The organism is Nostoc sp., assembly GCF_036917415.1.
In the GTDB taxonomy this organism is placed as follows: Bacteria; Cyanobacteriota; Cyanobacteriia; order Cyanobacteriales; family Nostocaceae; genus Nostoc.
Genome location: NZ_JBALDJ010000021.1, coordinates 57274 through 84154, shown reverse-complemented (window position 1 = coordinate 84154; position 26881 = coordinate 57274). Strand labels below are relative to the sequence as shown.

The following is a 26881-nucleotide window of genomic DNA, read 5'->3' as shown; positions in this document are numbered from 1 at the left end:
ACAAATAAGTATGTTTGTAGCTGTCGATCAAATTGAAAAAGTTTTTGAATTAACTGGTGGTGGCAAATATATTGCCCTTAAAGGAATCGACCTCCAAATTAAAAAAGGAGAATTCATTTCTTTGATTGGTCACTCTGGCTGCGGCAAATCCACACTATTAAATATGATTGCAGGTTTGGATTTGCCTACAGAAGGTCTTGTCACCTTAGAAGGACAAAAAATCACCAAACCCGGCCCAGACAGGATGGTGGTGTTCCAAAATTATTCCCTATTACCTTGGCGGACGGTGAGAGAAAATATTGCCCTCGCTGTGGACTCAGTAATGAAAGGTTTACCCGCAAGCGATCGCAACGCTATTATCGAAAAACATATTAATATGGTGGGTTTGCGTCCCCATGCTGACAAACAGCCGGGAATGTTATCAGGTGGACAAAAGCAGCGAGTTGCGATCGCCCGCGCCTTAGCAATTCGTCCCAAATTACTCTTGCTAGATGAACCCTTTGGTGCATTGGATGCACTCACACGCGGTAATTTGCAAGAACAACTGATGCAAATTTGCGAAGAAAATGAAGTTACCGCCGTGATGGTGACACATGATGTAGATGAAGCGGTGCTGTTATCTGACAGAATTGTGATGCTAACCAACGGCCCCGAATCTAAAATTGGTGACATTTTAGAAGTGGATATTCCCAGACCCCGCAAGCGGATGGAAGTAGTAGAACATCCCAGCTACTACAGTTTGCGGAGTGAGATGATTTACTTCCTCAATCAGCAGAAACGCATCAAGAAAATTCGGGCGCGGAAAACTGCCGACATTGCCCGTCATGGATTGGAAAAAGTTAACCTAGAAATTGGCTTTTTACCTCTGACAGCTTGCGCCCCCTTAGCAGTTGCTAAAGAAAAAGGCTTTTTTGTCAAGCACGGTTTAGATGAAGTTAACCTGGTGCGGGAAAGTAACTGGCGGGGTATCGTCGATGGCATGACTGGCGGTTATTTGGATGCGGCTCAAATGCCTTCAGGGATGCCGATGTGGCTAACTTTGGGAGGACATAATAACCAACCTTTGCCCGTTGTCACCGCCCTTACCATGACTCGCAACGGTAACGCCATCACCTTAGCAAAACGCTTTTACGACCAAGGTGTGCAAACCTTATCAGATTTCAGAAATCACCTGATTCTCACCCGCGAACAACGGCACATGATGGGAGTAGTGCATCCCGCATCTATGCACAATTTGCTACTGCGTTACTGGCTAGCGGCTGGTGGAATTGACCCCGATGGTGATGTGGACATGAAAACCATTCCCCCAGCGCAGATGGTAGCCGACTTAAAAGCCGGAAGCATTGATGGTTACTGCGTCGGCGAACCTTGGAACTACCGCGCGGCTGTGGAAAATGTCGGCTTTACTATCGCTACCGACTTAGAAGTTTGGTTGGGACACCCCGGTAAAGTTCTTGGTGTGCGGGAAGATTGGGCAGAAAATTATCCAAATACGCATATTGCTTTGACTAAAGCTTTGTTAGAAGCTTGCCAATATTGTGCAAATCCCGAAAATGCCCAAGAAATTCGCCAAATTTTAGCAGGGCGAGAGTACGTCAGCACTGATTTAGAATACATTCAACTGGAAGATCCAGATAGTCTTACCTGTGACTTAGATCATCCGTTGCGGGACTATGCCCATCACCAGTTTTATTCTCAGTCTGCCATTAACCGCCCCAGTCGCACCGAACAAATTTGGATTATGAGTCAATTGGCGCGTTGGGGTGACACTCCCTTCCCCAGAAATTGGGTAGAAGTTGTTGAACGGGTGTGTCGAGTGCGTGTTTTCAGCACCGCCGCACGAGAATTAGGTTTGGATATTAGCTATATTCGCCAACCGATCAAACTGTTCGATGGTACTCCCTTTAACGCTGACAATCCGATCGCTTATCTCAACAGCTTGAAAATTAAACGTGATTTTTCAGTGGCGGAAGTTATTCTTGATGCACCAAGAAGAAAACTCGCATCATAAAAAAATGGTAAGTGAAAGAGGGAGTGGAAGAAATAGGAAAATCATGCGTGAGTCTTTGAACTCCGTTAATGAACCTCTGAACTTCGTTAATGAACCTCTGAACTCCGTTAATGAACCTCTGAACTCCGTTAATGAACCTCTGAACTCCGTTAATGAACCTCTGAACTCCGTTAATGAACCTCTGAACTCCGTTAATGATTTGATTTTTCATGTCATCTGGAAAAACCAACCAAAGACCTAACCCCCTACCCCCTTCCCTACAAGGGAAGGGGGAAGAAAATTCAAAGCCTCTCCCCTAGAAGGGGAGAGGAATGGAAGTGAGGTCAGAATATTCGTTGCAGACACATCGCCTACATTAAGCATTTTAATCCCCAAATCACCATGCCAAATCCCAACTTTACAGCTACAAACACACTAGGAAAACCATTATCCCCTGCCACCAGCCGCAGACCTTTCCTAGAAATTAAAGACGTTACCAAAGTCTACCCCACAAAGAAAGGCCCCTTCACCGTCCTTGATGGCGTTAACCTCAACGTCGAACAGGGCGAATTTATTTGCCTCATCGGTCACTCTGGCTGTGGCAAATCGACACTGTTAAATATGGTATCCGGTTTTAACTTTCCCACCTCCGGGCAAGTGTTACTCGAAGGAGAACCCATTACCCAACCAGGCCCAGACAGGATGGTTGTCTTCCAAAACTATGCCCTGTTACCGTGGCGGACTGCTTTTGAAAACATCTACTTAGCTGTCAACGCCGTTTATCCCAACAAACCACAAGCCGAAAAAAGAGCGATCGTCCGAGATCATTTAGCAATGGTGGGACTGGCTGATGCAATGGAAAAGAAACCAATGCAAATGTCTGGCGGGATGAGACAAAGGGTTTCTATCGCCCGTGCTTTGGCGATTCGTCCGAAAGTTTTAATTTTAGATGAACCTTTTGGGGCGCTGGATGCCATCACCAAAGAAGAATTACAAGAAGAATTGCTCAAAATATGGGGCGATAACCGTTGTACAGTGCTGATGATTACCCACGACATCGACGAGGCACTATTTTTAGCAGATAAATTGGTAATGATGACCAATGGCCCCCATGCAAAAATTGGTGAAGTTATGGAAATTCCTTTTGGTCGTCCCCGCGATCGCAGCCGCATTATGGAAGATCCACAATACTACCAACTGCGTAACTATGCCTTAGACTTCCTCTTTAACCGCTTTGCCCATGATGACGTAGGTTGAGCTAATCGTCATTCATTTTTCCAGAATAATACCAGATGGTGGCGGGAAGAACCCTGCAATCAGTAGGGGCAATTCATAGATTGCCCCTACAACTACGTCTACAAGTTATAAAGTATGTGTAGAGCCAGTATGTTGAGAAAAAATCTGTATGACAAGCTACCCAGAGACCCTAAATAATAACGAATCCGTTAATGCTTTAATCGGCGAGACGACGAGCATTAGCCATCTTGAGGTCATTGAAAATGTTATCGACTCTTTGGAACAAGATGATAGTGCGATGGTTAGCCAAACTCCAGAGGGTGGTTATCAATGGAAGTTTAAATATGGAAGTGTGGAAGTATTTGTCCAACTCAACGGGACAACCGATGAAGACACAATAACGGTTTGGTCTGCGGTGCTAAATTTACCTGCCAAAAATGAACCTAAGTTGATGCGGTATCTTTTGGAGTTAAACTGCTCTAGTACTTTTGAAGCGCGTTTCGGTATTATTGAAAACCGGGTAGTTGTAATATCGACACGCACTTTAGCAGAGTTATCTCCTGGCGAAGTGTCTCGGCTAATTACTATTGTGGCAACGATCGCTGATAATAACGATGAAGCCTTACAAGCTGAATTTGGTGCGGCTTAAGGAATTTGAGATTTTAGATTGCGCTATTGCTACATCCGATGCATAGCAATCCGGTTTAGGCGATGCAAAGACTTTTTTCTGTGTACCAATTAAAAGCGCCTGGGAGTGTTGCCGTGTTTCCACCCCAGGCGCTTTTTATTTTTAACTTGCTCCTCACACAAATAAATAGTATCACTGCTTCAATCAAAAAGCGAGTCTAGTAAGTGACACTTTTAAAACTGCACCGTCAATTGAATTTAGGTTTATATTACCCTGACTTGACCACATCTGCATTTTGGGTGCGATCGCTCCAGAAAGGCGGTTTACTTGACAGACTCGATCGCGTCCAAGATATGTATTGACCTACTGATTTCATTACATAGCCGTTTTGTTGGTAATCACCAGCCTTCAAAAACTGAGTTATATCATGTCCGCTTGATTAGTTATTATTCCGGGCATCTATGCAAAAATCTTAAAACCCTCTTTCCCCCTGCTCCCTGCTCCCTAGCCCCTGCCCCCTGCCCCCTGCCCCCTGCGCTCTTAATGATAAGTCTTTTACCGAACATGATATTAGGGAGGATCTAGCTTTTACAAGTCTTAACATAACTAATTAAATAATTATTAAAGATATATGCATTCCTTAATAATGCCTGAAACTCTTTAGTAATCAATCAAACTCTCAAATAAATATTAGCACTCAATGCTTGTAAGTGCTAATTCCTCACTGAAGTTTAACGCCTATGATATAGACCAAAACTGCACTTTTTGTAGATGCTTTAGTTCCTTTTCAGATATTATTTTATAAAGAGAAAAAATTAAATATTTCCTGTAAGTAATATAAAATTGGGAATAATGGCATGAAATACACTTTTGATATTGTAGGAATATCTCCACTGTTGCAGTTTTTTAATCACCAACAGCAAAATAGGCAAAAACCACCCCAACAAGGTGTGGAATACTTGGGAATGCATACGTGTACGCTAGATACGTTTTTAGAATCGGTAGAATCAGTTCCAGCAAAGTGGGATTGGAATCTGGATCAAGTGGTAGATACCGTGATTAAGTTTTGGTTGAATAACTCAGACAGTATTCGTTATTGGAAAGTACGTTTAAATGATGCTGGTAAGGATAATTTATTAGTCACAAGGTTGGCGGATATAACCGCCTTACAAGCTGAATTTGAATCCCTACTAGATCGGGAGTGGTGAAGAGATAGGTAGAATTGAAAAAGAATTCAAGAGGGGAGCAATCCCTGCTCCGCCTCCAGTAGAAATCAATTATTTACTCTATTATATCAAGTTTGGGTTATTACTTGTAATAAAATCTATCAATATAGGTTGGGTTGAATACCAGTGAAACCCAACATAAACAAGGATAAAATGTTGGGTTTCGTTTCTCAACCCAACCTACAGATATTATAAATGTTTAACTGGACATGATATTATTCTCGTTTTCAAGTACTTTGAGAACTTGGAGATATAAATTTTCTACTCTTTTCATTTGAACTTCACCAAATGACGCATAGTGAGTTAAGCTATGAGCGCCATTTACTTCAATAATTGTATAATCTCCCATTGGTGACGTTATATCATTAGCAATAATATTCACACCTGATAATCTCAATTCCATATGTTTTGTAATATTTACTGCTAATTTTTTAAAATCAGGATGGATATTTTCAGTGAAATCTATTGCTTCACCTCCAGTTGAGAAATTTGCATTGTCTAAAAGATAGATTATATTATTCTTAGGTATAATATTACTAAAATTTAGCTTCCGTCTTCGCAATTTTTTTTTATTCTATAATCTTCAAAATCTATATTATACTATGTGTTGTTTCTAAAGCTCTAGTCAAAAGCTGAAGAAAAATTCATTTTTGAATATTTCAAAAAACTTGAAAATTTAATTACAGCAGTTTGCAAGTAAGTAAGGTACAAAATCCAGGACTCACGCATCAGATATAAAGAGTTTCTACCTCCTGCCTTCTGCCTCCTGCCTTCTGCCTCCTGCCTTCAAACCCGTAGTTTTGTACTTCATGCAAATGAAAACTGCTGTATTTTCAACTAACTTAGGACTTACGCACAGGTAACGGAAAACGAACCACAGAGGACGCAGAGGTCACGGAGAAATGAGAGTTTGAAAGGGTTTTTGCGTAAGTCCTATAACTATAAAAATGTAAATGCTCGCAATGCAGCTTTACTAATCACACTATAGAAAGTACGTGCTGATTAATTCTACGCACGTTATTATTCCTTTTCTCCTCAGATGATAATAGTATTTTTTCAGACACTAATCTTGGTTTAACCACTGATGCGGACTTTACTTATGTGTATGCATACAAATCATGCAAACCCAATAATTGCCAAACTTTCTGCTTGAACATTGTTGTGTCGTGGAAACAATTGCAATTTAAGGCTTTGAGATTCATTGCCACCTGAAAATTCCAGCTTAATTGGTCTAAAATATAGCGCTCAGTGTTGACAACTTATAAATAATCGAATAACAAGGTGGCAGTAGCATTAAAAAAAGCGTTGGTGCATTCCTACCTAGAAACTAATTAACGCCCTTCATTAAACTTCATACGGTTAACATAATTATGCCAGAAAATACGGATAACAAAACTTCTCAATCAGACAATCAAACTATTGCGTATAAAGAACGCCTCAATTCTTGGGCGATCGCTCGTCAACTTCCTAATACGCAACGGGAGATTGTTGCTCGCTTCCGCAGCCGTTCTGATGCCGATGGCTATATGCGGCACCTTCCTCAAGAAATACCAAATGCTTCCTACATGGTTGTTTTTGATTGTCAACGCCAAGAAGCTGTAATTTAAAGTACAAGCATAGGCATTAACCCTTGTTTTTAATCCAATACCTTGGGTTAAGGGTTATTGGTGTAGATAATTGATCTTTCAAGACGCGATTTATCGCGTCTCTACAATCTGGGTTTTGGGCTTATCTGGACTGTATTGGTTTTAAATCTCCATTACCCTTTTCTTGCGATCGCGGGTGTATTCTACTTAAAATCTGCGGGAACCACTATATTTGATTTGCTCTCTACCGAGAGGCTTAAATCCCCTACTTTCTTCAAAAAGTAGGGGATCTTTTGGTTTGTAGTAACTTCTAGCATCTCAATTAACCAGACAAGTTGCTCAAAGCAACTTGTTAAAGGTAAACAAACTTCCGCCACAGTGTACTAGTACAGATGCCGCTCTTATACTAATTCTCTGTGAACCTGCACATTATTTTGATCCCTCCCCACCTCAGCAAAGAGATGTGCCGCAGGTGGTGGGATTCTTTACTATGCGTCTTCATACAGAATTGGTATCAAAAAAAGCGTAATGACAATCAGAAATGATTAAGTGTTTCTGCCAATAGATAAAAATCTTGATATATTAACTAAAAATAAATTCCGTAATTGCCCCCTTGCTACTGGTATTTTAGATTACTTAAAAGTAAAAGTTAGTGTAATAAGCCCTGAAAGTGCTAGAGAGTTAATAAGTGATAAAACAGCATCGATATGACTGGTTCAAAGCTGTGATATTTTTCCGTCAACGAGAATTACTCGCCCTGTTGCTAGGGATTTTCTTCTCAATCTCTGTATTCCTACTCTGGCAGAGACTTTTAATCCAAAATCCGGGGTTATTAACACAAGTAGAATTGATTGCAGGGTTATTAGTTGTTGTCATGTTGACATTATCAATCTATTTTGCCCTGGCAATGAATGCAAGAAACCAACAAATAACAGCAATCAATCAGGAGTTAACTCACAGGATTTTTGAACAGAAACAAGTAGAAATTGCCCTGATCGCCAGTGAAAATCGTTTGCGACAGCAACTGGAAACTGTCAAAGTCATCCCTTGGGAATTAGACTTGAAAACTTGGCGATTTATTTACGTAGGGCCGCAAGTGGTAGATTTGCTAAATTATCCGATCGCAGAGTGGTACGAGGAAAATTTTTGGGTTAATCATCTGCATCCAGATGACAAGAAAAATTCTGTTCGTTTTTGTCAAGAAGCAACTGCTAAATGCGAAAATCACGAATTGGAATACCGGATGTTAGCTGCTGATGGGCGAGTTGTTTGGCTGCGAGACATTGTTAGTGTCGTTGAGGAAGCCGGAACTGCGATCGGGCTGAGGGGGTTTATGTTTGACATTACTGATTTGAAGCTGGTTGAAGAAACCTTGAGACTGAGGGAAAGGGCACTTGCCGCTACCAGTAATGGAATTATTATTGCCGATGCCAGACTCGCGTCCAATCCAGTTATTTACGCCAACCCTGCCTTTGAGCAAATAACAGGCTATAGTACTACTGATGTAATTGGGCAAAGTTGTCGATTTTTGCAACGCACAGATACCCAGCAAGCGGCACTTAATGAATTGCGCTCATCTATTCAAGCTGGAACAAGTTGCAAAGTTGTTCTCCGCAACTATCGCAAAGATAGTACTTTGTTTTGGAATGAATTGAGTATTTCTCCTATTCATGACGACAATGGTGAGTTAAGCCACTTTATTGGCATTCAGAAAGATATTAGCGATGTCTACAACGAGCTTTGCTTACGTAAGCAAGCCGAAGCCAGTCTGCGTCGCCAAGCTCTCACCTTTGAAAATATGCATGATGGCGTAATTATCACAGATTTAACCGGAAGTATTATTGACTGGAATCCTGCTGCTGAAAGCATGTTTGGCTATACCAAAGCCGAGATTTTAGCTCAACATCCCAGTATTTTGCATCAGCCGGAAGTAGCTGCAACATTAAGCACCAAAATTTTGTCAACAGTCAACCAGCAAGGACGCTGGTCAGGGGAAATACACTTTATTCGCAAAGATGGCAGTGAGGGAATTTGCGAAACAACCGTAGTCTCTTTACAGGATGAACAGGGGGAAACTGTTGCCACTGTTGGCATCAATCACGACATTACTGAAAACAAACGAGCTAAAGAAGCGCTGCAAAGGCAATTGCATCGCACCTTACTACTTGAACAAATTACTCAGGAAATTCGTCAAAGTCTTGATACCAACAAAATTTTTGAGACGGCTGCTACCCAAATTGGACAAACATTTGCAGCCGATCGCTGTCTGATCCACTCTTACATTTGTAACCCCACACCCCGAATTCCCTTAGTAGCAGAGTATAATACAATCCCTGGTTACTGCTCCATGTTGAAATTGGAAGTTTCCATGACTAACAATCCCCATGCCGAGCAGATGATGGCCCAAGAAAGTGCGATCGCTTCTCCAGATGTGTACGTTGAGCCTTTACTCCAAATGGCTGAACCGATCTGCCGAGAAATTGGGCTAAAGTCTATGCTGTCAATCCGCACCTCCTATCAAGGAGAACCCAATGGTGCGATCGGCTTACATCAGTGCAGCTATTTTCGCCAGTGGACACAAGACGAAATCGAATTACTAGAAGCTGTGGCGGCTCAACTAGGTATTGCTCTAGCACAAGCTCAGTTATTGGAACAAGAAACGCGCCAACGTGAAGAACTTACCTTGAAAAACTTTGCCTTGGAGCAGGCAAAACGTCAAGCAGAAGCCGCAAATCGGGCAAAAAGTGAGTTTTTGGCGATGATGAGCCATGAAATTCGGACTCCAATGAATGCTGTTATTGCCATGACAGGTCTACTGCTGGATACTGACCTCACACCTCAACAGCAAGACTTTGTGGAAATAGTTCACAGTAGCGGAGATACTTTACTCACCATCATCAACGATATTCTAGATTTCTCTAAAATTGAGTCGGGCAAACTGGAATTAGAAGAACAACCTTTTGATTTGAGAGCTTGTGTGGAGGAAGCTATTTTCTTTTTAGCTCCGAAAGCTGCCCAAAAGGATATCGAACTAATTTATCTGATCCAACCTCAAGTTCCCATTCAGATCGTCGGTGATTTGACTCGTCTGCGCCAAGTCTTGATGAATCTTCTCAATAATGCTATCAAGTTTACCGAAACCGGAGAAGTAGTACTCTCTGTTGAACTGGGGACTCTTGAGTTGAATAAAAAAACTTCTTCCCAATCCCCGATACCTGTTGAAAAAGAGCAACTTCTCTACGAAATTCAATTTGCGATCAAAGATACAGGTATTGGCATAGCACCAGAGAAAATAGAGCGGTTATTTCAACCCTTCACTCAAGCTGATGTCTCCATGACTCGACGATATGGTGGCACAGGGCTAGGACTGGCGATTAGTAAGCGGCTCAGTAAGATGATGGGCGGCACTCTTTGGGTAGAAAGCCAGGGATTTATTGGTGGCAATCCTAGCCCTAGATGGGATAATGGAAAATTATTATCATCTCCTGACTCTTTATCAGGTTCAACATTTTACTTCACCATTATTACCAAAGTGGCTGCTAAGTCAGTACAAGCTGAATTAAGCACTTCGCGATCGCTGCTTGCCTGCAAGCGACTATTGATTGTAGATGACAATCTAACCAATCGCCAAATTCTCAGCTTGCAAGCTGAGTCTTGGAAGATGGAAACTTATGCTGCCAAATCTGGAAAAGAAGCTTTAGTTAAACTTGCTCAGGGAACACAGTTTGATATTGCTATTTTAGATATACAGATGCCGGAAATGGATGGCATAACTCTAGCTCGTCAAATCCGCAAGCAATCTGGTTGTCAAAATCTGCCTTTGGTGATTATGACCTCTTTAGTGAAAGTAGAAACTTCTTCTGACTTTAATGATGTTCAGTTTGCTGCTTCTTTGAGTAAACCCATCAAATACTCTCAACTCTACGATGTTATTACTCGTGTTTTAGGAAATCAGCCGATCCTAGCCAGTATTTCTCATTTTCCCTTGGTAGATCGGCATTTGGGCCATCGACTGCCACTGCGAATTCTTCTGGCAGAGGACACGGTTGTTAATCAGAAAGTTGCTCTACTGATGCTACAGAAAATAGGTTATGGCGCAGATGTCGTCAGCAATGGGCTAGAAGCGATCGAAGCTCTGCAAAAACAGCGATTTGACGTAGTTTTGATGGATGTTCATATGCCCCAAATGGATGGTTTAGAAGCAGCTCGGAGAATCTGTCAAGAATGGGAGGTGGGTTTTCGTCCCCATATCATCGCCATAACTGCCAATGCCATGCGGGGCGATCGCAAAGTTTGTCTTGCTGCTGGTATGGATGACTACATTAGCAAACCCATTCAGCTGCAAGAGTTAGCTCAGGCACTTAGTAAATGTCTACCCCAAAGAAATTTTGAATTCACTTCCATCAAACAACAAAGGGAAGTGATGCGCCCAGAATTGCAACCTTCGCCAAATATCTTACAGTCAGGGCAAAACCAGATATTAAAAAGCACCAAAATTGATGCCAAAATCCTCCAATCCTTGCAAAATATGGTTGGAGGAGATCGTGTGGCATTTGCTGAACTAATTGAGTGTTATCTTACAGAGACAGCCAAATTAGTGCAATATATCAGCACAGCGATCGCAAGTCAGGATATCCAGACTATATGGAAGACAGCGCACAAACTCAAGTCCAGCAGTGCTTCTATTGGAGCGATCGCCCTAGCGCAGCTTTGCAAGGTGTTAGAATCACAGGCACGCAGCAGTAACTTAGAAAACAATCTAGAATTACTTTCACTACTGTATCAGGAATATGAACAAGTTAAAACTGCCTTAGAAAAAGAACTTGCGAAGGAAGCACCATGAAAGCCACTGCTCAAGAAAGCCAATCTTTAGTTTTAATTGTTGATGACGAACCTTTTATTCGCCTGATATTGCGGCATTTCTTAGAGCGGGAAGGCTATCAAATAGCGGAAGCTCAAAATGGCATAGAGGCAATAAATGTTTTTAACCAATTGCACCCTGATATAGTACTCCTTGATGCCATAATGCCGGATATGGATGGATTCGAGTGTTGCACTCAGTTGGAGCTTCTGGATTGTAACAAGTACACTCCAGTTTTAATGATTACAGGACTTGAAGATCAAGAGTCAGTTGACCGTGCATTTGCGGTGGGAGCAATGGATTTTGTTACCAAACCGATTCACTGGCCAGTTTTGCGACAACGGGTAAAACGCTTGATTCAGCAATCTCAGTTACAGGAAAAACTGGAAGCCGTGAATCTGGAATTACAGCGATTAGTTACTATCGATGGATTAACTCAAGTAGCTAATCGCCGACGGTTTGAAGAGTATTTTTACCAAGAGTGGCAGCGCCTAAAACGCGAGCAACGTCCGCTTTCTCTGGTTCTTTGCGATGTTGATTTCTTCAAATTATATAATGATACCTATGGTCATCGGGTAGGCGATCGCTGTCTTCAGAAAATTGCTCAAGCTTTCAAAGATATTATTAAACGTCCCGGAGATTTAGTTGCCCGTTATGGTGGGGAAGAATTTGCTGTGATTTTACCTAACACAGACACCAAGGGGGCGACTCATGTTGCCGATCAAATTTGTCATGCTGTCCGAGCACTAGCAATTCCTCATCAAAATTCCCAAGTTAGTTCTTACGTAACTATTAGTGTCGGCTTTACGACAGAAATTCCTCAGCCAGATTCTGACTTAGAAGAAATGATTGCCGCAGCGGATCGGGCGTTATATAAAGCAAAGGCAGCAGGACGCGATCGCTTTGTGCGAAATATTTTACTACCCGAAAGTACAAATTCCCGCTAGTACCACAAGGCAAAAGTCAAAAGTTAAAATTAATACACCGTAAGCGTTTTATTGATTTGGAATGCGTGTTTTATTTACGCTCAACGCCGTAGTCTATTTGCTCAATTACTAACAAGGTGTAATATTTAACACGTTATTACCAATAACCAGTGAGTTCTTCATCTCCGTGTATACTTCCCCAATTATTACTTCAATCTTCATTAATGGGAATAGCAAGGAACTACTTAGCGGACAGTAGTTTTACTGTTGCCAATGACGTTACACAATATCCGAGATATTCATGCCACACATCCACACATTTTCTGCTTGTTTAGATGCAGTCCTTGTCTTCAGACATCACCTGATTGCAGAAAACTGCATAATTAACGAATATTCGCTTGTTTATTGTCCAAAAGTGCAGCTTTATTAGATACTGAAATAATCTATATGAAAGTGCGTCTGATGACGAGAAAATACGGATTACACAAGTGTTTGCAGTTCGGATTGGCAGGTTCGCTAGGCTGCTTAGTTTTCAGTATCTTCACTAGTAAAACCCTGGCACAGCAAAGCAATATCATTCCTGATAACACACTTGGGGCTGAGTCCTCTCAAGTTATAGACAACTTTCAGAGACTACCGATAGAAGTAATTACAGGTGGTACAACTCGCCAAATCAATCTTTTTCACAGCTTTCAAGAATTTAATATCAGCGAGGGACGTGGGGCTTATTTCTTCAGTCCTAGCGCAGATATTCAGAATATTTTGGCACGGGTAACAGGTAGTAACCGTTCAGAAATTTTGGGGACACTTGGCACATTTGGTAATTCTAGTCCGAATATATTTTTGATAAATCCCAATGGGATTGTGTTTGGGCAAAATGCCAGTTTAGATGTGCAGGGTTCATTTATAGGGACGACTGCCAACGGTGTGCAGTTTGGCAATCAAGGGGTTTTTAGTGCCACAAATCCCCAAACAGCGCCATTGTTGACTATTAATCCTTCGGTATTGCTGTTTAATCAAATCCAAGCAAATGGGGGAATTATCAATCAATCCCAAGCACCCGCAGGTGTTAATCCTATCGATGAACCTGTTACGGGTTTGCGAGTTGCTGATGGTAAAAGTTTGCTGCTGGTTGGTGGAAATATCAATATAGATAGTGGTGGAATTCACGCTTATGGCGGAAATATTGAGTTAGCAGGTTTGGCTGCACCGGGAAATGTAGGGTTAAATATTGCAGACGATAATCTGGGTTTAGTAATACCTGAAAATGTGGAACGCGCCGATGTTTCGCTGAGTAATGGCGCAGAAGTTAATGTTCGCGGTGCTGATGGCGGGAATATCACAATTCAGGCTCGAAATGTCAACTTGGCAGAGCAAAGTAAATTAAGAGCAGGAATAGATATAGGTTTAGGTACTCCAAATAGTAAAGGTGGAGATATTATTATTAATGCCACAGGAGAGACAAAGTTAATAGATGGGAGCTTTATCGCTAACGTAGTACAAGAAAGAGCATTTGGTAATGCTGGCGATATCAATATTGCAACTGGGACATTGACATTGCGCAATGATGGAAAAATCAATACTAGTCTTTTCGGACAAGGCAATGCAGGAAATGTAAATATCAATGCTCAAGGTGCTGTTACTATTACAGGTCAAAAAGATGATTTAGCTAGTGGAATTGGTAGCGCTGTATTGACAGGAGCAACGGGTAATAGTGGTAATATCAACATCACATCTAATTCTTTTACACTAAGTAATAATGCTTTCCTTAATACTGGTATTTCAGGACAGGGTAATGGTGGTAATATATCAATTCAAACATCAGATGCGGTTGAACTTACCCGTGGCTTCATATTTAGCAGTATTGGAACTGGGGGTGTGGGTAAAGGTGGTGAAATTAACATTACTGCGGGTTCACTTTCTTTAACAGATAGCTCACAGATTCAATCGCAAGTTGAAGGTGCTGACGATCAACTACCAGGAGGACAAGGAAATGCAGGTAATATAAATATTAACGTCCAAGGTGATATCAGTTTTTGGAACTCAAGACCTGGGGAAACTAACGGAATTATTTCCCAGGTAGGTGAAGGTGCAAGAGGTAATGGTGCAAACGTTACTATCAATACCGATTCCTTGGAAATAAACGATGGTTCAGAAATTCAAGGTAGCACTAGAGGAAAAGGTAATTCTGGTAATATCATCATTAATGCTCGTAATCATATTTCGTTAGATGGTAGGAGCGGTGATGTTTTTAGCCGAATTATTAATGATGTGCAACCAACTGCTGAAGGGAATGCAGGTAATATTCAAATCACTACAGGTACGCTAAAAGCTACTAATGGAGCCTTTATTAGTAGCAGTACCTTTAGCAAAGGAAACGCTGGGAATATTAGCATTAATGCCCTTGATAATATAGCCTTTGATAGCAAGAGCAATGCTAGTAGTGATGTGTACAATCAGGGGATAGGTGACGGAGGAAATATTTACCTTAAAACAGGTTCACTCTCGTTAACTAATGGCGGTGGAATATCAACAAATGTATTAGGACAGGGTAATGCTGGAAAGATTAACGTTGAAGCCTCTGATTATGTCAAGCTAGATAACTTGGATTCTGATGCGTTCAGTGGTTTGCAAAGCAACTTAGAGATTGGAGGTGTCGGGAAAGCAGGAAACATTCAGGTTACAACCGGATCACTTTTTGTTGCTAATGGTGCCAGAATATCCAGCTATACTGCTGGATATGGAAATGCCGGAAATATCACTATTAATGCCCACGATAATGTGACATTTTCAGGTTTTGGAGGCAGGGGAAATTTTGATAGTCAAGTATTAAGTGATGGTGCTTCTAACGCAATAGGTAATGGTGGCGATATTCGCATTACTGCAAGTAATTTACTACTGAAAGATGGCGGGCAACTAAATGCTCAAAATAGCGGACAAGGAAATGGAGGAAATATCTTTCTTGATGTTGGCAATACTATTACTTTGGATGGAATTGGCGGTAATAGTTTAACTAATACTGTCAATACGGAAGCATCCAATGGTAACGCCGGAAATATTCAAATTGAAACAGGATCATTGTCTTTAACAAATGGCGGTAGGATATCTTCTTCACATGGCGGAGGAAAAGGTAATGGTGGAAATATCACCATAAATGCTCGTGATACCGTCAGAATTGATGGTGTCGTCAAGGGTGTAACTTTTAGTAGTGGCGAAATTGATATAAGTAGCGGTTTATTTAGTTCCTTGCTGAGTGGTGAAGGTAAAGGAGGTGACATCGAAATTACAACAGAGTCATTTTCTGTCACCAACGGTGCAAGCATTTCTGCACTAACAGGTGGACAGGGAAATGGAGGCAATATCACCATCAACGCCCATGATACAGTAACTTTTGATGGTGGGAAAAATGGTTTAGTTACTTCCCTAAACACTGCTGGGACAGGCAGTAGCACGGGTAACGCGGGGAATATCAGCATTAACACCAAAGAATTATTTCTAAAAAATCTTGGTATACTTGGCGCTTTTACTAGTGGTCAAGGTAATGGTGGAAATATAAATTTAACTGCTAGCGATCGCTTAATATTGCGTCATGGTAGCCAAATTTCGACCACCGCAGGTACAGCGCAATCAGGTGGCGATGGTGGTAACATCGATATCAATTCCAGATTTATCATCGCCATTCCCCAAGAAAATAGCGATATCACAGCCAATGCCTTTACGGGAACAGGTGGAAACATCCAAATTAACTCGCAAGGTATCTTCGGTATTGAGTCGCGGACAAAGCCAACCGAAAAAAGTGATATTACAGCCAGTTCTGAACAAGGCGTTTCAGGTGTAATCAACATTAATGCACCCGATACCAGTTCCATCCAAAACAGCTTCACCGAATTACCCCCAGTCATTGATGCCAACGCACTCATCGCCAATAGTTGTATTTCACGTGGCACCAAGCGACAAGAAAACTCTTTTACTATCACAGGTTCCGGTGCCTTGACCACTAATCGTCCTGGTGTTTCGGTTTCTAACTACACAACTGGAGAGGTCAGAGGTGTAGAAACTACATCCAGTCCCTGGAAAAAAGGTGATCCGATTATCGAACCGACTGGTCTATATCGGCTGAATAATGGGCAATTGCTATTGAGTCGAGAATGTTCTAATTAATGTAAGTTCAACAAACCTCTCACTGATGGCAAGGTTAAAGCTATGGTATTTGTTGGAAAATGGTTTACCGTCAGCCACGCCGATTGCTTCGCCAACCCTTGAGGCGTAGCAAGACGGGTCAGGCATTGCTCCCGTTAAACCAAGCAGCATTTTCTAACCTAGAAAGTAAATTCGTTATATCGATTTATATTATCGTCTACTTATTCCATGCATTGAAAATTTATCCAAACAGTAACTTTTGACCAATCAATGCTTCCTTCCTTCTATTAATCAGCAATGCCTAAAAATCTACACCTCGTTTAAGTTCTACACCTTGATTAGCATAGTGTTTGTGGCAATAAACCTCTGAGTGGACGCTAGCCAAATCAAAGTACGCTGGTGGATTTTGGCAACGGCCAGTGATAATAATTTCGGTATCGCGGGGTTTGCGGAGTAAAGCTTGGACAATGGGTTCAACGGGGAGTAGTTCTAAGTCAACAGTGGGGTTGAGCTCATCGAGAATAATAGTTTTATACAATCCAGAGGCGATCGCAACTTTTGCAATTTCCCAACCTCGTTCGGCTTCTACGTAGTCTAATTCTTGTCGGGAATTTCGCCAGACGATCGCATCTCCACCGCAACGCTGATGATCCACCACTTCTGGATATGATTGCTGCAAAGCGGCGATCGCTGCGTCTTCTGTGTAGCCGCTACCACCTTTTAGCCACTGCATAATCAATACACGGGTAGACCCTGGATGATTAATTCCCCTACCAATCGCCTGTAAAGCTTTGCCCAAAGCACTAGTAGACTTGCCTTTACCAGCACCAGTATAAATTTCAATCCCTTCCAGGAAGAGGGCTTTGGCTGTTGGGTGGTGATGAGGTTTCATTTCTGAGTGCAAATCTGCAATATCGAGCAACTTTTGGGGTGCGGCGCGTCCGGTAGCAATGATTTCCAACTCTTGGGGTTTGGATTTTAATGTCTTTACCACTTCATCCACTGGTAGCAAACCTAAATCCAAAACTGGGTTAATTTCATCCAAGACGACGACTGAATATAAACCACTAGCGATCGCACCTTTAGCCACATCCCAACCCCGCATTGCTTCATCTCGGTCAAAGGGGGTAATTTCCTCACTTCCAAAAAATTCCGCTCTCCCGGTGCGAACCTGGTCAATTAAATGGGGAAACCCGCGTTGTAAAGCTGCGATCGCGCCATCTTCGTCATAATCACGTTCTGGCCCTTTTAAAAACCGCAGCAGTAAAACACGATTAGAATTGCTAGGCGTATTTATTCCCAAGCCAATGGAGCGCAAAACCACCCCCAAAGCCGCTTGAGATTTACCTTTACCCAGACCATCGTAGACGTGAATTTGACCAATAAGCCGTTCTTGACGCGCTTGCGCTGTCCGAATACCAATACCGTTTCTTGTCATCTCTCGAAAAGCTATAACTATGGCAGTCTTTAATCTTACCTAACCTCTTGTACTCTCATCTTAGAAACTATCCCTCTAACCCGTCTGTATAAGGGTCAGTTCGATCTATTAACAATATCAATAGAGGAATACTGGCACACCCACATAGTAAAGGACAAGAACAATGGGATAATTTCCCCCATCACCCTTACTATCCCAGTTATACTCACTACAGTTAACCCTTACCCTTAACCATTTATGCCTGACAATTGGATGCTTCCCAGGATTTTTCCCATTGGTGGATTTCTGTTTGACTTTTTATTTGTACTGATTGCCATCTCCATCGAAGCTTATGTTTTGCATTATCGACTAAAATTTGACAAAAAAACCAGTACTTTTTATGCAATTTCTATCAATCTGTTTTCGAGTGTCATTGGTTGGTTTATATTTTTTGTATCAGAACCACTGTTGCCGATACAGGTGAAATCAGAATTAATTAACTATATGCTTTTTAATAACTTTAAATCGTCGAATACACAGACTTTAATTATTTTAACTGCTTGTATAATTTTTTTTACTACTTTTTTGATGAAATTTTTCACTTTAAGGGTTTTGCTATTCTCATTAAATGAATCATTTACTAAAAAAGAAGAGGAACCTCAAACATCTCAGCGGCTGCAACGGCGTCGTTTTACCACCCTGAATTTCCAAAATACTAATTTAGTTACTACTATACTAATAGCAAATTCTCTGAGCTATAGTGCAATAACCCTTATTTTATTATTTCGTTCAAAATAGCAAGAAATTACTTGTTTAATTTAGAGAAAAATTATTGATGAATCAGGTGTAAGGAGGAATATGAATACGCTACTAAAAGATGTCTTTGGGGTTTTTAAATTTGCTGAAGGGCTTTATGCAGGAATTAGAAAAATATTAGTTCCACCCAAAGCTTATTCTTGGCAGACATTCATTTATTTGAGTATTTTTTCTTGGATACTTTCATATTGTGCCACAGGTTATATCAAAGATATAATTGCCTTTTTCGGTTGGTTGTTTTTAATTGCTGGTACAGCTTGGTATACAACTGAAGATCCTTTAAGGGTTCCTGGTACTTTTATGCCAGTCGGGGCAGTAATCACCGGATTCTTAGTGAGTGTTTTTGCATTTGGAGATCAACGAGATGTAATTACACCCAGAACAATCGTTTTTTGGCCGACAATTTCAGCACTAATTACGGCAATACCAGAGTTTATTGAAGGAAATGACACCGATGCAAAAGCTCGCATTCCTAAGCCAGAAGACCGCCAAAGAATTATAATTTTAGTTGCTAGTAGTATGCTGCTAAGTTGCTGGATTCAGTTTCACTTTGTAATGGATAATTGGTTACGACAATATCCCAGTTTACAGGCAGATACTTTTAAACATAGTACCTTTGTTCCCAGAACAGAAGAATTAGTAAAAATTCCCCAAAACGGCGTTGTAATTCTAGAAAAACTTCAACCAATGGTAGTAGAACAAATAGCCAAAAGACCTTGGTCAGAAGTAGAGAAATGGTTGCTAGATGCGAAACAACGGGTAGGAAATCTGGGTAGGGGAATAATTCAAAAAAACCTGAGTAAATATGAAGAGAAGGAACTATGGCGTGTTGAACCGCGTGTAGCTAATACAAAGTCTGGATATATATTAGATTTATTAAGTATTTGGATAGGTCCAAGTTCTAACCCACGAGGCTATTACTTAAAAAAATCTTGTCGCATTGAACCAGTTGCAGCAGCCAATAATTCAGAAAATAAGATTACAGTTGCAGAAATTGAATGCGATCGCGCCAGTAAATTAATTTCTGGTTCACCGCCTCCGCAGCAGTGAGGAGTGGGGCAGGGGGCAGGGGGCAGAGGGCAGGGGGCAGGAGGCAGGGGGCAGGGGGCAGGAGGCAGAGGAGGCAGGGGGCAGGGGGCAGGGGGCAGGAGGCAGGAGGCAGGGGGCAGGGGGCAGAGGGCAGGAGGAAGAATAATAAAATTACCTCTTTCCCCTCTGCCTCTTCCCAATGACAAATGACAAATGACAAATGACAAATGACAAATGACTATTAACAGAATTTTTGTATTGGCAAAGAATGTGTTTCAAGAAGTGGTACGCGATCGCATCCTATATATTATTGGTTTTTATGCGCTAGTACTCGCCACTGCCTTCCGCGTCCTTCCTGAATTTGCAGCTACGGCTGAAGATAAAATGTTTTTAGACTTTGGGATGGCAGCGATGAATGCCATCGGGTTAATTATTACGATATTTATTGGTACGGGACTAATTAATAAAGAAATTGAAAAACGCACTGTTTTAGTATTAATTGCTAAACCTGTTAGTCGCAGCGAAATTATCGTCGGCAAATACTTGGGTTTATCGGCAGTCCTAGCTGTGCTTGTCGCCACGATGACAGTAATTTATCTGCTATTTCTGCAATTTGGTAATATTCCTCATCCGACGGCAAGCATTCTAATTGCTGCAATTTTCTTATTTTTGCAGTTGTCATTAATTACTGCCGTAGCTATTACCTTTGGTGTTTTTACTGCTTCTTTGCTAGCGACTGTTTTAACCTTTGCGGTATATTTAATCGGAAATATTACTCAAGATTTAGTACAACTTGGTCGTCTGAGCCGTAACCCTGGTATGGAACGTCTAACTCAAGCTTTGTTTCTTTTCTTGCCAGATTTATCTCGATTAGATTTGAAAAATGATGCCGTTTATGGTCTGCAAGCACTACCTGACAACATTACACTAATTATGAATGCTGGTTACGGCTTAGTTTATAGTACCTTGTTGTTAGCGATCGCTATTCTGATCTTTTCACAACGCGAATTTTAGGCATTGGGCATTGGGCAGAGGAGGCAGGAGGCAGAAGTTCTTTAATTTTGAATTTTGTTAGCGCAGCGTTAGCGAGTCCGCGAGCGTCATTTTGAATTTTGAATTGATTTCTCCCTTGCTCCCCCGCTTATCCAAACTGTATTGTTTACACATCTACAAGGGTTGAGTGCCTTGGCTAGATACTTTTTGTGCAATAGTTTTCAAGCGAGTCGCTCTACTTTTACGGATACGTTCACTTTTGCGAACTCCACCAGCCATCTCATATTCGCGGCTATCTTTGCCATATTTAAAGCCGATTCCCATGAGCATTTTTTCGGAGAAACCACCCAAGGTTTGTTCTAACTCTTCAATTTCTACTTTGGAAGAGTCAATCGTGCTGAGAGCAGTATTATGAGCTTCTAACTTGCTGCGTAATTGTTCAATTAGTTCTGTCAGTATTTTTAAATTGCAAGTCTCTCCAAGATCCAGATTGGCATCAATTGCTTTGAGTCCAGCAAATCTTAACTCAGCATTTTCTAGAACGCGGGATGTACGTTTTCTCAAAGACATAAACTTAGTTACTTATAACATTTCTACAGTTACTATGCCCTATTAAAAATATATTCTGGTTCAGCAAAATCCACAAAAATAATGATACTTTTTATGAGATAGATACTGGTAAATTCTCTTAATTTAACGTGAGTTCGATGAACCTCTCCCTGCCAACCTCCCTCTCCCACGGGGAAAGGGAGGAGCAACGAGAAATTAGGGTTTTGGCTCCCCTCTCCGTGTCGGAGAGGGGTTGGGGGAGAGGTCAAAAAAGGGCTTGTCGAACTCACGTTATGTTTACTTGAAAATAGCATCTAAACTTCCACAACAAAATCTGATGCACTCAGAGTTGGCGCACCAGTCAGAGTTGCAAATAGACCGCCACTACCAAAACCAGCCGCACTGCCATTTTGGTTGTAAAATAGCTGTCCACTCACAGCGTCGTAGATAATTTTCGCTGTGCTGGTTCCCCCATTAGAAATGATTTTAAAATCACTCTTGTTACTAAAACCTGTTCCAGCAATTGAAGCGATCGCACTAAAGATAGTTTTATCTAGGACAATCTTATCAGCTTGGGAACTATTGAAGTCAGCGTAGGCGTAGCCCGTCGTAGACATCGCATCTACACTAACATTAGTCGCGCCAAAAACTGCATCGGTGTTTTGTAAACGAAACAGTCAGCGCCAGCACCGCCGACAAGAGTATCATTGCCAGCACCACCCACGAGAGTATCATTCCCAGCACCGCCTCGCAATAAATCATTGCCACTCAAGCCATAGATAATGATGAATTAGCCATGATTTTCTCTCTCCTGTGTTTATTTCTTGTCAGTCAGCGAGTGAACTTTGAGGTTCTACATCTTCTTAAGTTGACACCAATGGGCAATGTTGTGCCCTACACCCTTCGGTATAATGCTGTACTGCATCGGAATGGGAACGGCTATATCTAAATTTTAATTACAGTTTGAGCATTCCTAACTACAAAAGAAGCTGTGTTAACTACAGCTTGAGCATTCATAACTACAGAAGAAGCTGTGTTAACTACGCCTTGAACATTCATAATCACAGAAGAAGCTGTGTTAACTACGCCTTGAGCATTCATAATCACAGAAGAAGTCGTATTAATTACAGCTTAAGGATTACTTATCATACAATAAATATTTATAATTAATGCTGAAGTTGTATTAACTAAGGCTTCAAGACTTCTCGGTTAAGCATTTTTAATTCCGAATTGGGTTTTAGGAAAAGACTAAGGGTTAAAGGTTTTTTCTTTCCCCTTTCCTCTTCCCCAAAACCCGAGAAGTATTGGGTTTCAAGTTTACTTATTCTGACTTTTGAATTCTGAATTATGCTATATCTCGTTTCCATGCTCTGCATGGAAACGAAATCGCAAGATTATCTCACTTTGACAGAGCTATTTCTAGCTAATAAATAACTATCTGAGGTTGCTCAATTGTACCATCAGGCATGATAGTATCTCGCAACTTCGCATAAATCAAATTTGTCTTCCAAAGGTTTGCCTTATTCAAGTTTGCTTTAGTTAAATTTGCCCATGTCAAGTCTGCACTAGTTAAGTTAGCCTCAGTCAAATTAGCTTCTAGTAATTTTGCTCCACATAGCTTGGCTCGTGTGAGATTTGCAAAACTTAAGTTAGCTTCAATCAGCGATGCTTCAATTAATTTGGCTTCACTTAAGTCTGCTTCTCTCAAATCCACATCACATAAAGAAGTACCCCAAAGGTTACTATTTATGAATTTTACTCGCCATAAGAATGTTCCGCACAAATTTGCTCGTGTTAAATCAGCATTAGTCAAATTGGCTTCACATAAAGATGCTTCATACAAATTAGCTTCATGTAAGCTAGCTTGCATCAAATTTGCGCCACTTAAATTAGCACGAGTCAGAACACAGCCAGACAAATTTGCATCACGCAAATCTGCTCCAATTAAATTAATACCACTTAAATCAATTCCTTTCAGGTCGATTCCTCTCAAGTCACATCCACTGAAATCCCGACGCTGAAAATATTTATTTGTGATTTGACTTAAAATAAATTCCTGTTGTTGAGTATAATTTTTCATGGTATTCACCTCTGGGTGTAATTGATCTCAAAGGTTGAGTGTGGTAGTTACCGTATATTGAGAGTACACCGCAAACGGAGATTAGCTCAGTAAATAATCAAAAATAAATTAACAAAAAATCGGCAATCAGTTGAAAATACGTTTTCTCAGTGGTTTTTAAAACAAAAAATGCTGACATAAGTCAGGAAATATTCATATAAGAAGAGTCATTTGTCCTTGGTCATTTGTCATTGGTACTAATAATATCATGTCCGGTTAATTAGTTATGATTACCACATCTGTGCAAAAACCGGAAAACCCTCTTTATCCCTGCTCCTTGCAAGAACTGCGGTCTTCATGATAAGTCTTTAAGCGGACATGATATGACTTCTATTTCCCGACGGCTTTTTATGAGAAGCCGGGGGATGAGGTAAGATGCAAAATTTCCATCAGTACTGAGTACTTCTTTTCGCTTATTACCCAGCACTGATAGCGAAGGCATAACCCAATTTAGTCATGACGTATCCTTTTGTTGCTTTCACTACTGCGCTTTTTGATTTACTTGTAACCAAATTTCTAAACTAGCAAGCAACCACAGCTTGACTCCATAACGACTCCAAGTATCTCCTTGATAATTTAACCAATTCTGAATTGGCAACTGGTTTAAGTAAGGAGTAATACATGCATTTTGATTGAGCAATAAATCTCTGGCTTCTTGCTGCCAATATTTACGAAACCCTAACTGCACCGGTACCATCATGCCACTTTTGGGACGATGAATAATTTTATCTGGTAAAATATCTGCGATCGCCGTACCTTTACAGGAAAGCAAGCTATGCGGAGCGTCTTGTAGAGAAGACGTACCGCAGGTAATCGCTTGCTTTAAAACTGCTTTTTCTTCTACTCCAGAAAGCTTATACTCTGGAGGTATCTCCATGCTTAAGTCTACTATTCGTTGGTCAAACAGAGGAGAACGACCTTGTAAAAGAGCAGCTTGAGTCAAGTTACTGACTTTCGTCAAAATTTGGTCAGCGCCTTTAAATTTGATATTCATTGCCATCAAACGATTCAGATAGCTGGCTTGAGAATATAAGTCTTCTGCAAAAACCCAAGGCGCTGTTTGTACTGCTGTCCAAACTTCTGGTTTTAAAAGTTGCGGTAAGTCAGCAGCACACTTTTGAAAGGAAATTAAATAAGCTTGCAATGCATCCTGATTGGTGACAGAGCCATATAAACTATTAATTAACATCGGCTGATTTTTTGGCCCGCCAAAACAAGGATCGCCACCTTCACCATTCAAAACTACTTCTACGCTTTCTCTCGCCAGTCGTCCCAGCAACAGGTTGGGAACAGTCAGTGGGTCGCCAATGGGGTCATCCAAATAAGCCATTGTTTCCGGCAGGCGTGACCACATATCCTTAAAAGTAATTTCTAAAATGTGGTGCTGCGTCTGACAATGGGATGCAACGAGACTGGAAAATTCTAACTCATTGGGACATTCCGAACCAAAATGAATCGAGAAGGTGTGAACTGGTGCTTTGTGGAATTTTGCTACTAAAGCAGTGATACTGCTAGAGTCCAAACCACCGGAAAGAAAAACGCCAACGGGTTCATTTGCTGGTGGTAAATATTCTTGAACAACTTGGTCTAAAAGTTCTCGCAAGCGATCGCCATGCCATGCTAAGGGTCGATCGATTGCTGTAATCTGTTCTTGAAGCTGCCAGTAAGCTGTAACTTTGCAATCGGGAAATTCTAAAACGGTTCCAGGTCGCAGTTCCCGTACCTGTTCCCAAAGGGTTCGTTCTCCGGGAACAAAAGCACAACAAAGATAATCTCGCAACGCCACCAAATCTAAATCAGATGAACGATGGGGTGCTAAAGTTCTCAGTTGAGGCGCAATCCAACGAACTGAACCAGTGGTAGTGTAATAGAGAGTACGAACACCGATGCGATCGCGAATCAATCTCAACACCTGTTTCTCTCTATCCCAAACCACTAACGCAAACATCCCCACAAGTTGGCTAAGACTTTCATTACCCCATCGTTCCCAAAGATTGGCCACCAGTTGCAAAGAACTTCTTTGAAAGCTATCCGGTTCAATTCCCAACTTTTGCAACAACTGCACTCGGTTAGTTAACCAAACATCACCAACAACAACAAATCGTCCTCTAGAACTAATTGCTAATTTCTCCGTCGGAAATTCCGAAGTTGTGCGTGGTAAAATTACAGAAATTTTTTCATCTCCCCAAGCTATATTTTCATAATTTGCATCAACTGTTCCCCACGCTACGCGCCAGGTTGGGTTAGTTTTGATGAATTCGATTTTAGAAGATTTACGATTTTTAAACACATCAAATAGCATGGGAAAGTTTTAACGCATATTAGAACCCCATCCCCAACCACCTAAGAGCAAGCGAAGCTACGGTGTACACACAAGGTCTCCTGCCTCCTGCCTCCTGCCTCCTGCCTCCTGCCTCCTGCCTCCTTAGAAAGATCCAGCAATCATCCCAGCAAGTAAAATAAAACCAATCCACACGTTTTGCTGGAACATCTTACCATAAGCAGAATTAGGTAAGTATCGCTTTCTTAATCGCAGAGACTGCCAAACCCATCCGATAGTAGCAACTGCAAGGCTAATCCAGAAGGCTAAGTGCAGATGTATAACTACGCCTAACCAAGACAACAACAAGATTGTGCCAGCAAAGAAAATTCCAATGGCTAGAGGGGCATAATTACCAAAAAATAGGGCGCTAGAATTAACACCAATGCGGCGATCGTCTTCCTTGTCGCTCATGGCGTAAACTGTATCAAATCCCAATGTCCACAGTACTGTCGCGCCCCAAAGTAACCAAGTTGGTTGGGAAATGGTTTGTGTGACTGCACTCCAGCTAATCAATACCCCAAAACCCCAAGCGATGGAAAGCACTAGTTGCGGTATAGGAAACACCCGCTTTGCGCCTGGATAAAGCAGAATTACAGGCACTGCTGCCACGCATAACCAGAAACTCAAGGGGTTAAGATAAAAAGCCAAGACTGCTGCACATGCTAAAGAGACGATCGCGACTACAATCCCAACTTTCACAGATAAGACGCGAGAAGCGAGGGGGCGATCGCGTGTTCTCTCCACTTGTGGATCGATATTCCGATCCCATAAATCATTGACAACGCACCCAGCCGCACTCGTGGCCAGAGTACCCAATATAATCACACCAACTAGAGGTAAAGGTGGTTTCCCTGAAGCTGCCAAAAACACAGCCCAAAGGGCAGGAATCATTAAAATTAACCGCCCTTCCGGTTTATGCCAGCGCAAAAGTCGGATAATTACAAGCCAAATTGGTTCTTGGGGGCGTTCTGGCGTCGTTAACATACAAATCAACAAATAATTTTAGATAGATCAATTCACACTTCTTTACATCTATAGAATA

Annotated in this window: 21 protein-coding genes; 12 read left to right on the top strand and 9 right to left on the bottom strand. The window is 41.4% G+C overall.

What is annotated here, in order from left to right; translation table 11 throughout:
* Positions 1 to 4 precede the first annotated feature (4 nt).
* From V7K41_RS02440 to V7K41_RS02420, 5 genes are all read left to right on the top strand, one after another.
* Positions 5 to 2011: an ABC transporter ATP-binding/substrate-binding protein gene (locus tag V7K41_RS02440; protein WP_334845610.1), complete on the top strand. Its 2007-nt coding sequence runs from the start codon at positions 5 to 7 to the stop codon at positions 2009 to 2011.
* A 381-nt stretch (positions 2012 to 2392) separates the two neighbouring features.
* Positions 2393 to 3247: a nitrate ABC transporter ATP-binding protein gene (locus tag V7K41_RS02435; RefSeq protein ID WP_334845558.1), complete on the top strand. Its 855-nt coding sequence runs from the start codon at positions 2393 to 2395 to the stop codon at positions 3245 to 3247.
* A 148-nt stretch (positions 3248 to 3395) separates the two neighbouring features.
* Positions 3396 to 3875 (top strand): YbjN domain-containing protein, encoded by a 480-nt coding sequence (locus V7K41_RS02430; protein WP_334845557.1) that lies wholly within the window; start codon positions 3396 to 3398, stop codon positions 3873 to 3875.
* A 203-nt stretch (positions 3876 to 4078) separates the two neighbouring features.
* Positions 4079 to 4216: a hypothetical protein gene (locus V7K41_RS02425; RefSeq protein WP_334845556.1), complete on the top strand. Its 138-nt coding sequence runs from the start codon at positions 4079 to 4081 to the stop codon at positions 4214 to 4216.
* A gap of 495 nt (positions 4217 to 4711) precedes the next feature.
* Positions 4712 to 5062, top strand: coding sequence for a hypothetical protein (locus V7K41_RS02420; protein ID WP_334845555.1), 351 nt, complete (start codon positions 4712 to 4714; stop codon positions 5060 to 5062).
* Between the two features lie 217 nt (positions 5063 to 5279).
* Here V7K41_RS02420 and V7K41_RS02415 read toward each other — a convergent pair whose 3' ends face one another.
* Complete coding sequence (locus tag V7K41_RS02415; RefSeq protein WP_334845554.1) at positions 5280 to 5642, bottom strand: hypothetical protein; 363 nt, start codon at positions 5640 to 5642, stop codon at positions 5280 to 5282.
* 808 nt (positions 5643 to 6450) lie between these two features.
* On the opposite strand from V7K41_RS02415, the gene V7K41_RS02410 reads away from it, so the two are divergent.
* From V7K41_RS02410 to V7K41_RS02395, 4 genes are all read left to right on the top strand, one after another.
* A complete protein-coding gene (locus tag V7K41_RS02410; protein WP_104908728.1) occupies positions 6451 to 6687 on the top strand; it encodes a hypothetical protein in 237 nt (78 codons plus the stop codon).
* Between the two features lie 667 nt (positions 6688 to 7354).
* Complete coding sequence (locus tag V7K41_RS02405; protein WP_334845553.1) at positions 7355 to 11509, top strand: PAS domain S-box protein; 4155 nt, start codon at positions 7355 to 7357, stop codon at positions 11507 to 11509.
* Positions 11506 to 12474, top strand: coding sequence for a PleD family two-component system response regulator (locus V7K41_RS02400; protein WP_334845552.1), 969 nt, complete (start codon positions 11506 to 11508; stop codon positions 12472 to 12474). Before V7K41_RS02405 ends, V7K41_RS02400 begins: the two co-directional genes overlap by 4 nt.
* A gap of 441 nt (positions 12475 to 12915) precedes the next feature.
* Positions 12916 to 16614 (top strand): beta strand repeat-containing protein, encoded by a 3699-nt coding sequence (locus V7K41_RS02395; RefSeq protein ID WP_334845551.1) that lies wholly within the window; start codon positions 12916 to 12918, stop codon positions 16612 to 16614.
* A gap of 280 nt (positions 16615 to 16894) precedes the next feature.
* Here V7K41_RS02395 and V7K41_RS02390 read toward each other — a convergent pair whose 3' ends face one another.
* Positions 16895 to 18031 (bottom strand): cob(I)yrinic acid a,c-diamide adenosyltransferase, encoded by a 1137-nt coding sequence (locus V7K41_RS02390; RefSeq protein WP_334845550.1) that lies wholly within the window; start codon positions 18029 to 18031, stop codon positions 16895 to 16897.
* Positions 18032 to 18268: 237 nt separating this feature from the next.
* Here V7K41_RS02390 and fraC point away from each other — a divergent pair, with 237 nt between their 5' ends.
* The 3 genes from fraC to V7K41_RS02375 all read left to right on the top strand — a co-directional run bounded on the left by fraC (position 18269) and on the right by V7K41_RS02375 (position 20869).
* Positions 18269 to 18808 (top strand): filament integrity protein FraC, encoded by a 540-nt coding sequence (gene fraC, locus V7K41_RS02385; RefSeq protein ID WP_334845549.1) that lies wholly within the window; start codon positions 18269 to 18271, stop codon positions 18806 to 18808.
* 60 nt (positions 18809 to 18868) lie between these two features.
* Positions 18869 to 19876, top strand: a complete 1008-nt coding sequence (gene fraD / locus V7K41_RS02380) for a septal junction protein FraD (RefSeq protein WP_334845548.1) — start codon at positions 18869 to 18871, stop codon at positions 19874 to 19876.
* 213 nt (positions 19877 to 20089) lie between these two features.
* The gene (locus V7K41_RS02375; RefSeq protein ID WP_334845547.1) at positions 20090 to 20869 is read left to right on the top strand and encodes an ABC transporter permease; all 780 of its coding nucleotides are present in this window, start codon (positions 20090 to 20092) and stop codon (positions 20867 to 20869) included.
* Positions 20870 to 21022: 153 nt separating this feature from the next.
* Here the strand turns inward: V7K41_RS02375 and V7K41_RS02370 are convergent, their stop codons facing one another.
* The 7 genes from V7K41_RS02370 to V7K41_RS02340 all read right to left on the bottom strand — a co-directional run bounded on the left by V7K41_RS02370 (position 21023) and on the right by V7K41_RS02340 (position 26823).
* Positions 21023 to 21418, bottom strand: a complete 396-nt coding sequence (locus V7K41_RS02370) for a hypothetical protein (protein ID WP_334845546.1) — start codon at positions 21416 to 21418, stop codon at positions 21023 to 21025.
* A 293-nt stretch (positions 21419 to 21711) separates the two neighbouring features.
* Positions 21712 to 22014: a hypothetical protein gene (locus V7K41_RS02365; protein WP_334845545.1), complete on the bottom strand. Its 303-nt coding sequence runs from the start codon at positions 22012 to 22014 to the stop codon at positions 21712 to 21714.
* Positions 22015 to 22019: 5 nt separating this feature from the next.
* Positions 22020 to 22169, bottom strand: coding sequence for a hypothetical protein (locus V7K41_RS02360; protein WP_334845544.1), 150 nt, complete (start codon positions 22167 to 22169; stop codon positions 22020 to 22022).
* 173 nt (positions 22170 to 22342) lie between these two features.
* Complete coding sequence (locus V7K41_RS02355; protein ID WP_334845543.1) at positions 22343 to 22504, bottom strand: hypothetical protein; 162 nt, start codon at positions 22502 to 22504, stop codon at positions 22343 to 22345.
* Positions 22505 to 22820: 316 nt separating this feature from the next.
* Entirely contained in the window at positions 22821 to 23477 is a 657-nt protein-coding gene (locus V7K41_RS02350) for a pentapeptide repeat-containing protein (RefSeq protein ID WP_334845542.1), read from the bottom strand.
* A gap of 520 nt (positions 23478 to 23997) precedes the next feature.
* The gene (locus V7K41_RS02345; protein ID WP_334845541.1) at positions 23998 to 25818 is read right to left on the bottom strand and encodes an asparagine synthetase B family protein; all 1821 of its coding nucleotides are present in this window, start codon (positions 25816 to 25818) and stop codon (positions 23998 to 24000) included.
* Positions 25819 to 25941: 123 nt separating this feature from the next.
* A complete protein-coding gene (locus V7K41_RS02340) occupies positions 25942 to 26823 on the bottom strand; it encodes a 4-hydroxybenzoate solanesyltransferase (RefSeq protein WP_334845540.1) in 882 nt (293 codons plus the stop codon).
* Positions 26824 to 26881: the final 58 nt, after the last annotated feature.

What these genes read in the sequence shown, in the direction of transcription:
- V7K41_RS02435 (WP_334845558.1), top strand. Translation starts at nt 2,393, where the DNA reads ATGCCAAATCCCAACTTTACAGCTACAAACACACTAGGAAAACCATTA.
- V7K41_RS02430 (WP_334845557.1), top strand. Translation starts at nt 3,396, where the DNA reads ATGACAAGCTACCCAGAGACCCTAAATAATAACGAATCCGTTAATGCT.
- V7K41_RS02420 (WP_334845555.1), top strand. Translation starts at nt 4,712, where the DNA reads ATGAAATACACTTTTGATATTGTAGGAATATCTCCACTGTTGCAGTTT.
- V7K41_RS02410 (WP_104908728.1), top strand. Translation starts at nt 6,451, where the DNA reads ATGCCAGAAAATACGGATAACAAAACTTCTCAATCAGACAATCAAACT.
- V7K41_RS02400 (WP_334845552.1), top strand. Translation starts at nt 11,506, where the DNA reads ATGAAAGCCACTGCTCAAGAAAGCCAATCTTTAGTTTTAATTGTTGAT.
- V7K41_RS02395 (WP_334845551.1), top strand. Translation starts at nt 12,916, where the DNA reads ATGACGAGAAAATACGGATTACACAAGTGTTTGCAGTTCGGATTGGCA.
- V7K41_RS02390 (WP_334845550.1), bottom strand. Translation starts at nt 18,031, where the DNA reads ATGACAAGAAACGGTATTGGTATTCGGACAGCGCAAGCGCGTCAAGAA.
- fraC (WP_334845549.1), top strand. Translation starts at nt 18,269, where the DNA reads ATGCCTGACAATTGGATGCTTCCCAGGATTTTTCCCATTGGTGGATTT.
- fraD (WP_334845548.1), top strand. Translation starts at nt 18,869, where the DNA reads ATGAATACGCTACTAAAAGATGTCTTTGGGGTTTTTAAATTTGCTGAA.
- V7K41_RS02375 (WP_334845547.1), top strand. Translation starts at nt 20,090, where the DNA reads ATGACTATTAACAGAATTTTTGTATTGGCAAAGAATGTGTTTCAAGAA.
- V7K41_RS02370 (WP_334845546.1), bottom strand. Translation starts at nt 21,418, where the DNA reads ATGTCTTTGAGAAAACGTACATCCCGCGTTCTAGAAAATGCTGAGTTA.
- V7K41_RS02365 (WP_334845545.1), bottom strand. Translation starts at nt 22,014, where the DNA reads ATGTCTACGACGGGCTACGCCTACGCTGACTTCAATAGTTCCCAAGCT.
- V7K41_RS02350 (WP_334845542.1), bottom strand. Translation starts at nt 23,477, where the DNA reads ATGAAAAATTATACTCAACAACAGGAATTTATTTTAAGTCAAATCACA.
- V7K41_RS02345 (WP_334845541.1), bottom strand. Translation starts at nt 25,818, where the DNA reads ATGCTATTTGATGTGTTTAAAAATCGTAAATCTTCTAAAATCGAATTC.
- V7K41_RS02340 (WP_334845540.1), bottom strand. Translation starts at nt 26,823, where the DNA reads ATGTTAACGACGCCAGAACGCCCCCAAGAACCAATTTGGCTTGTAATT.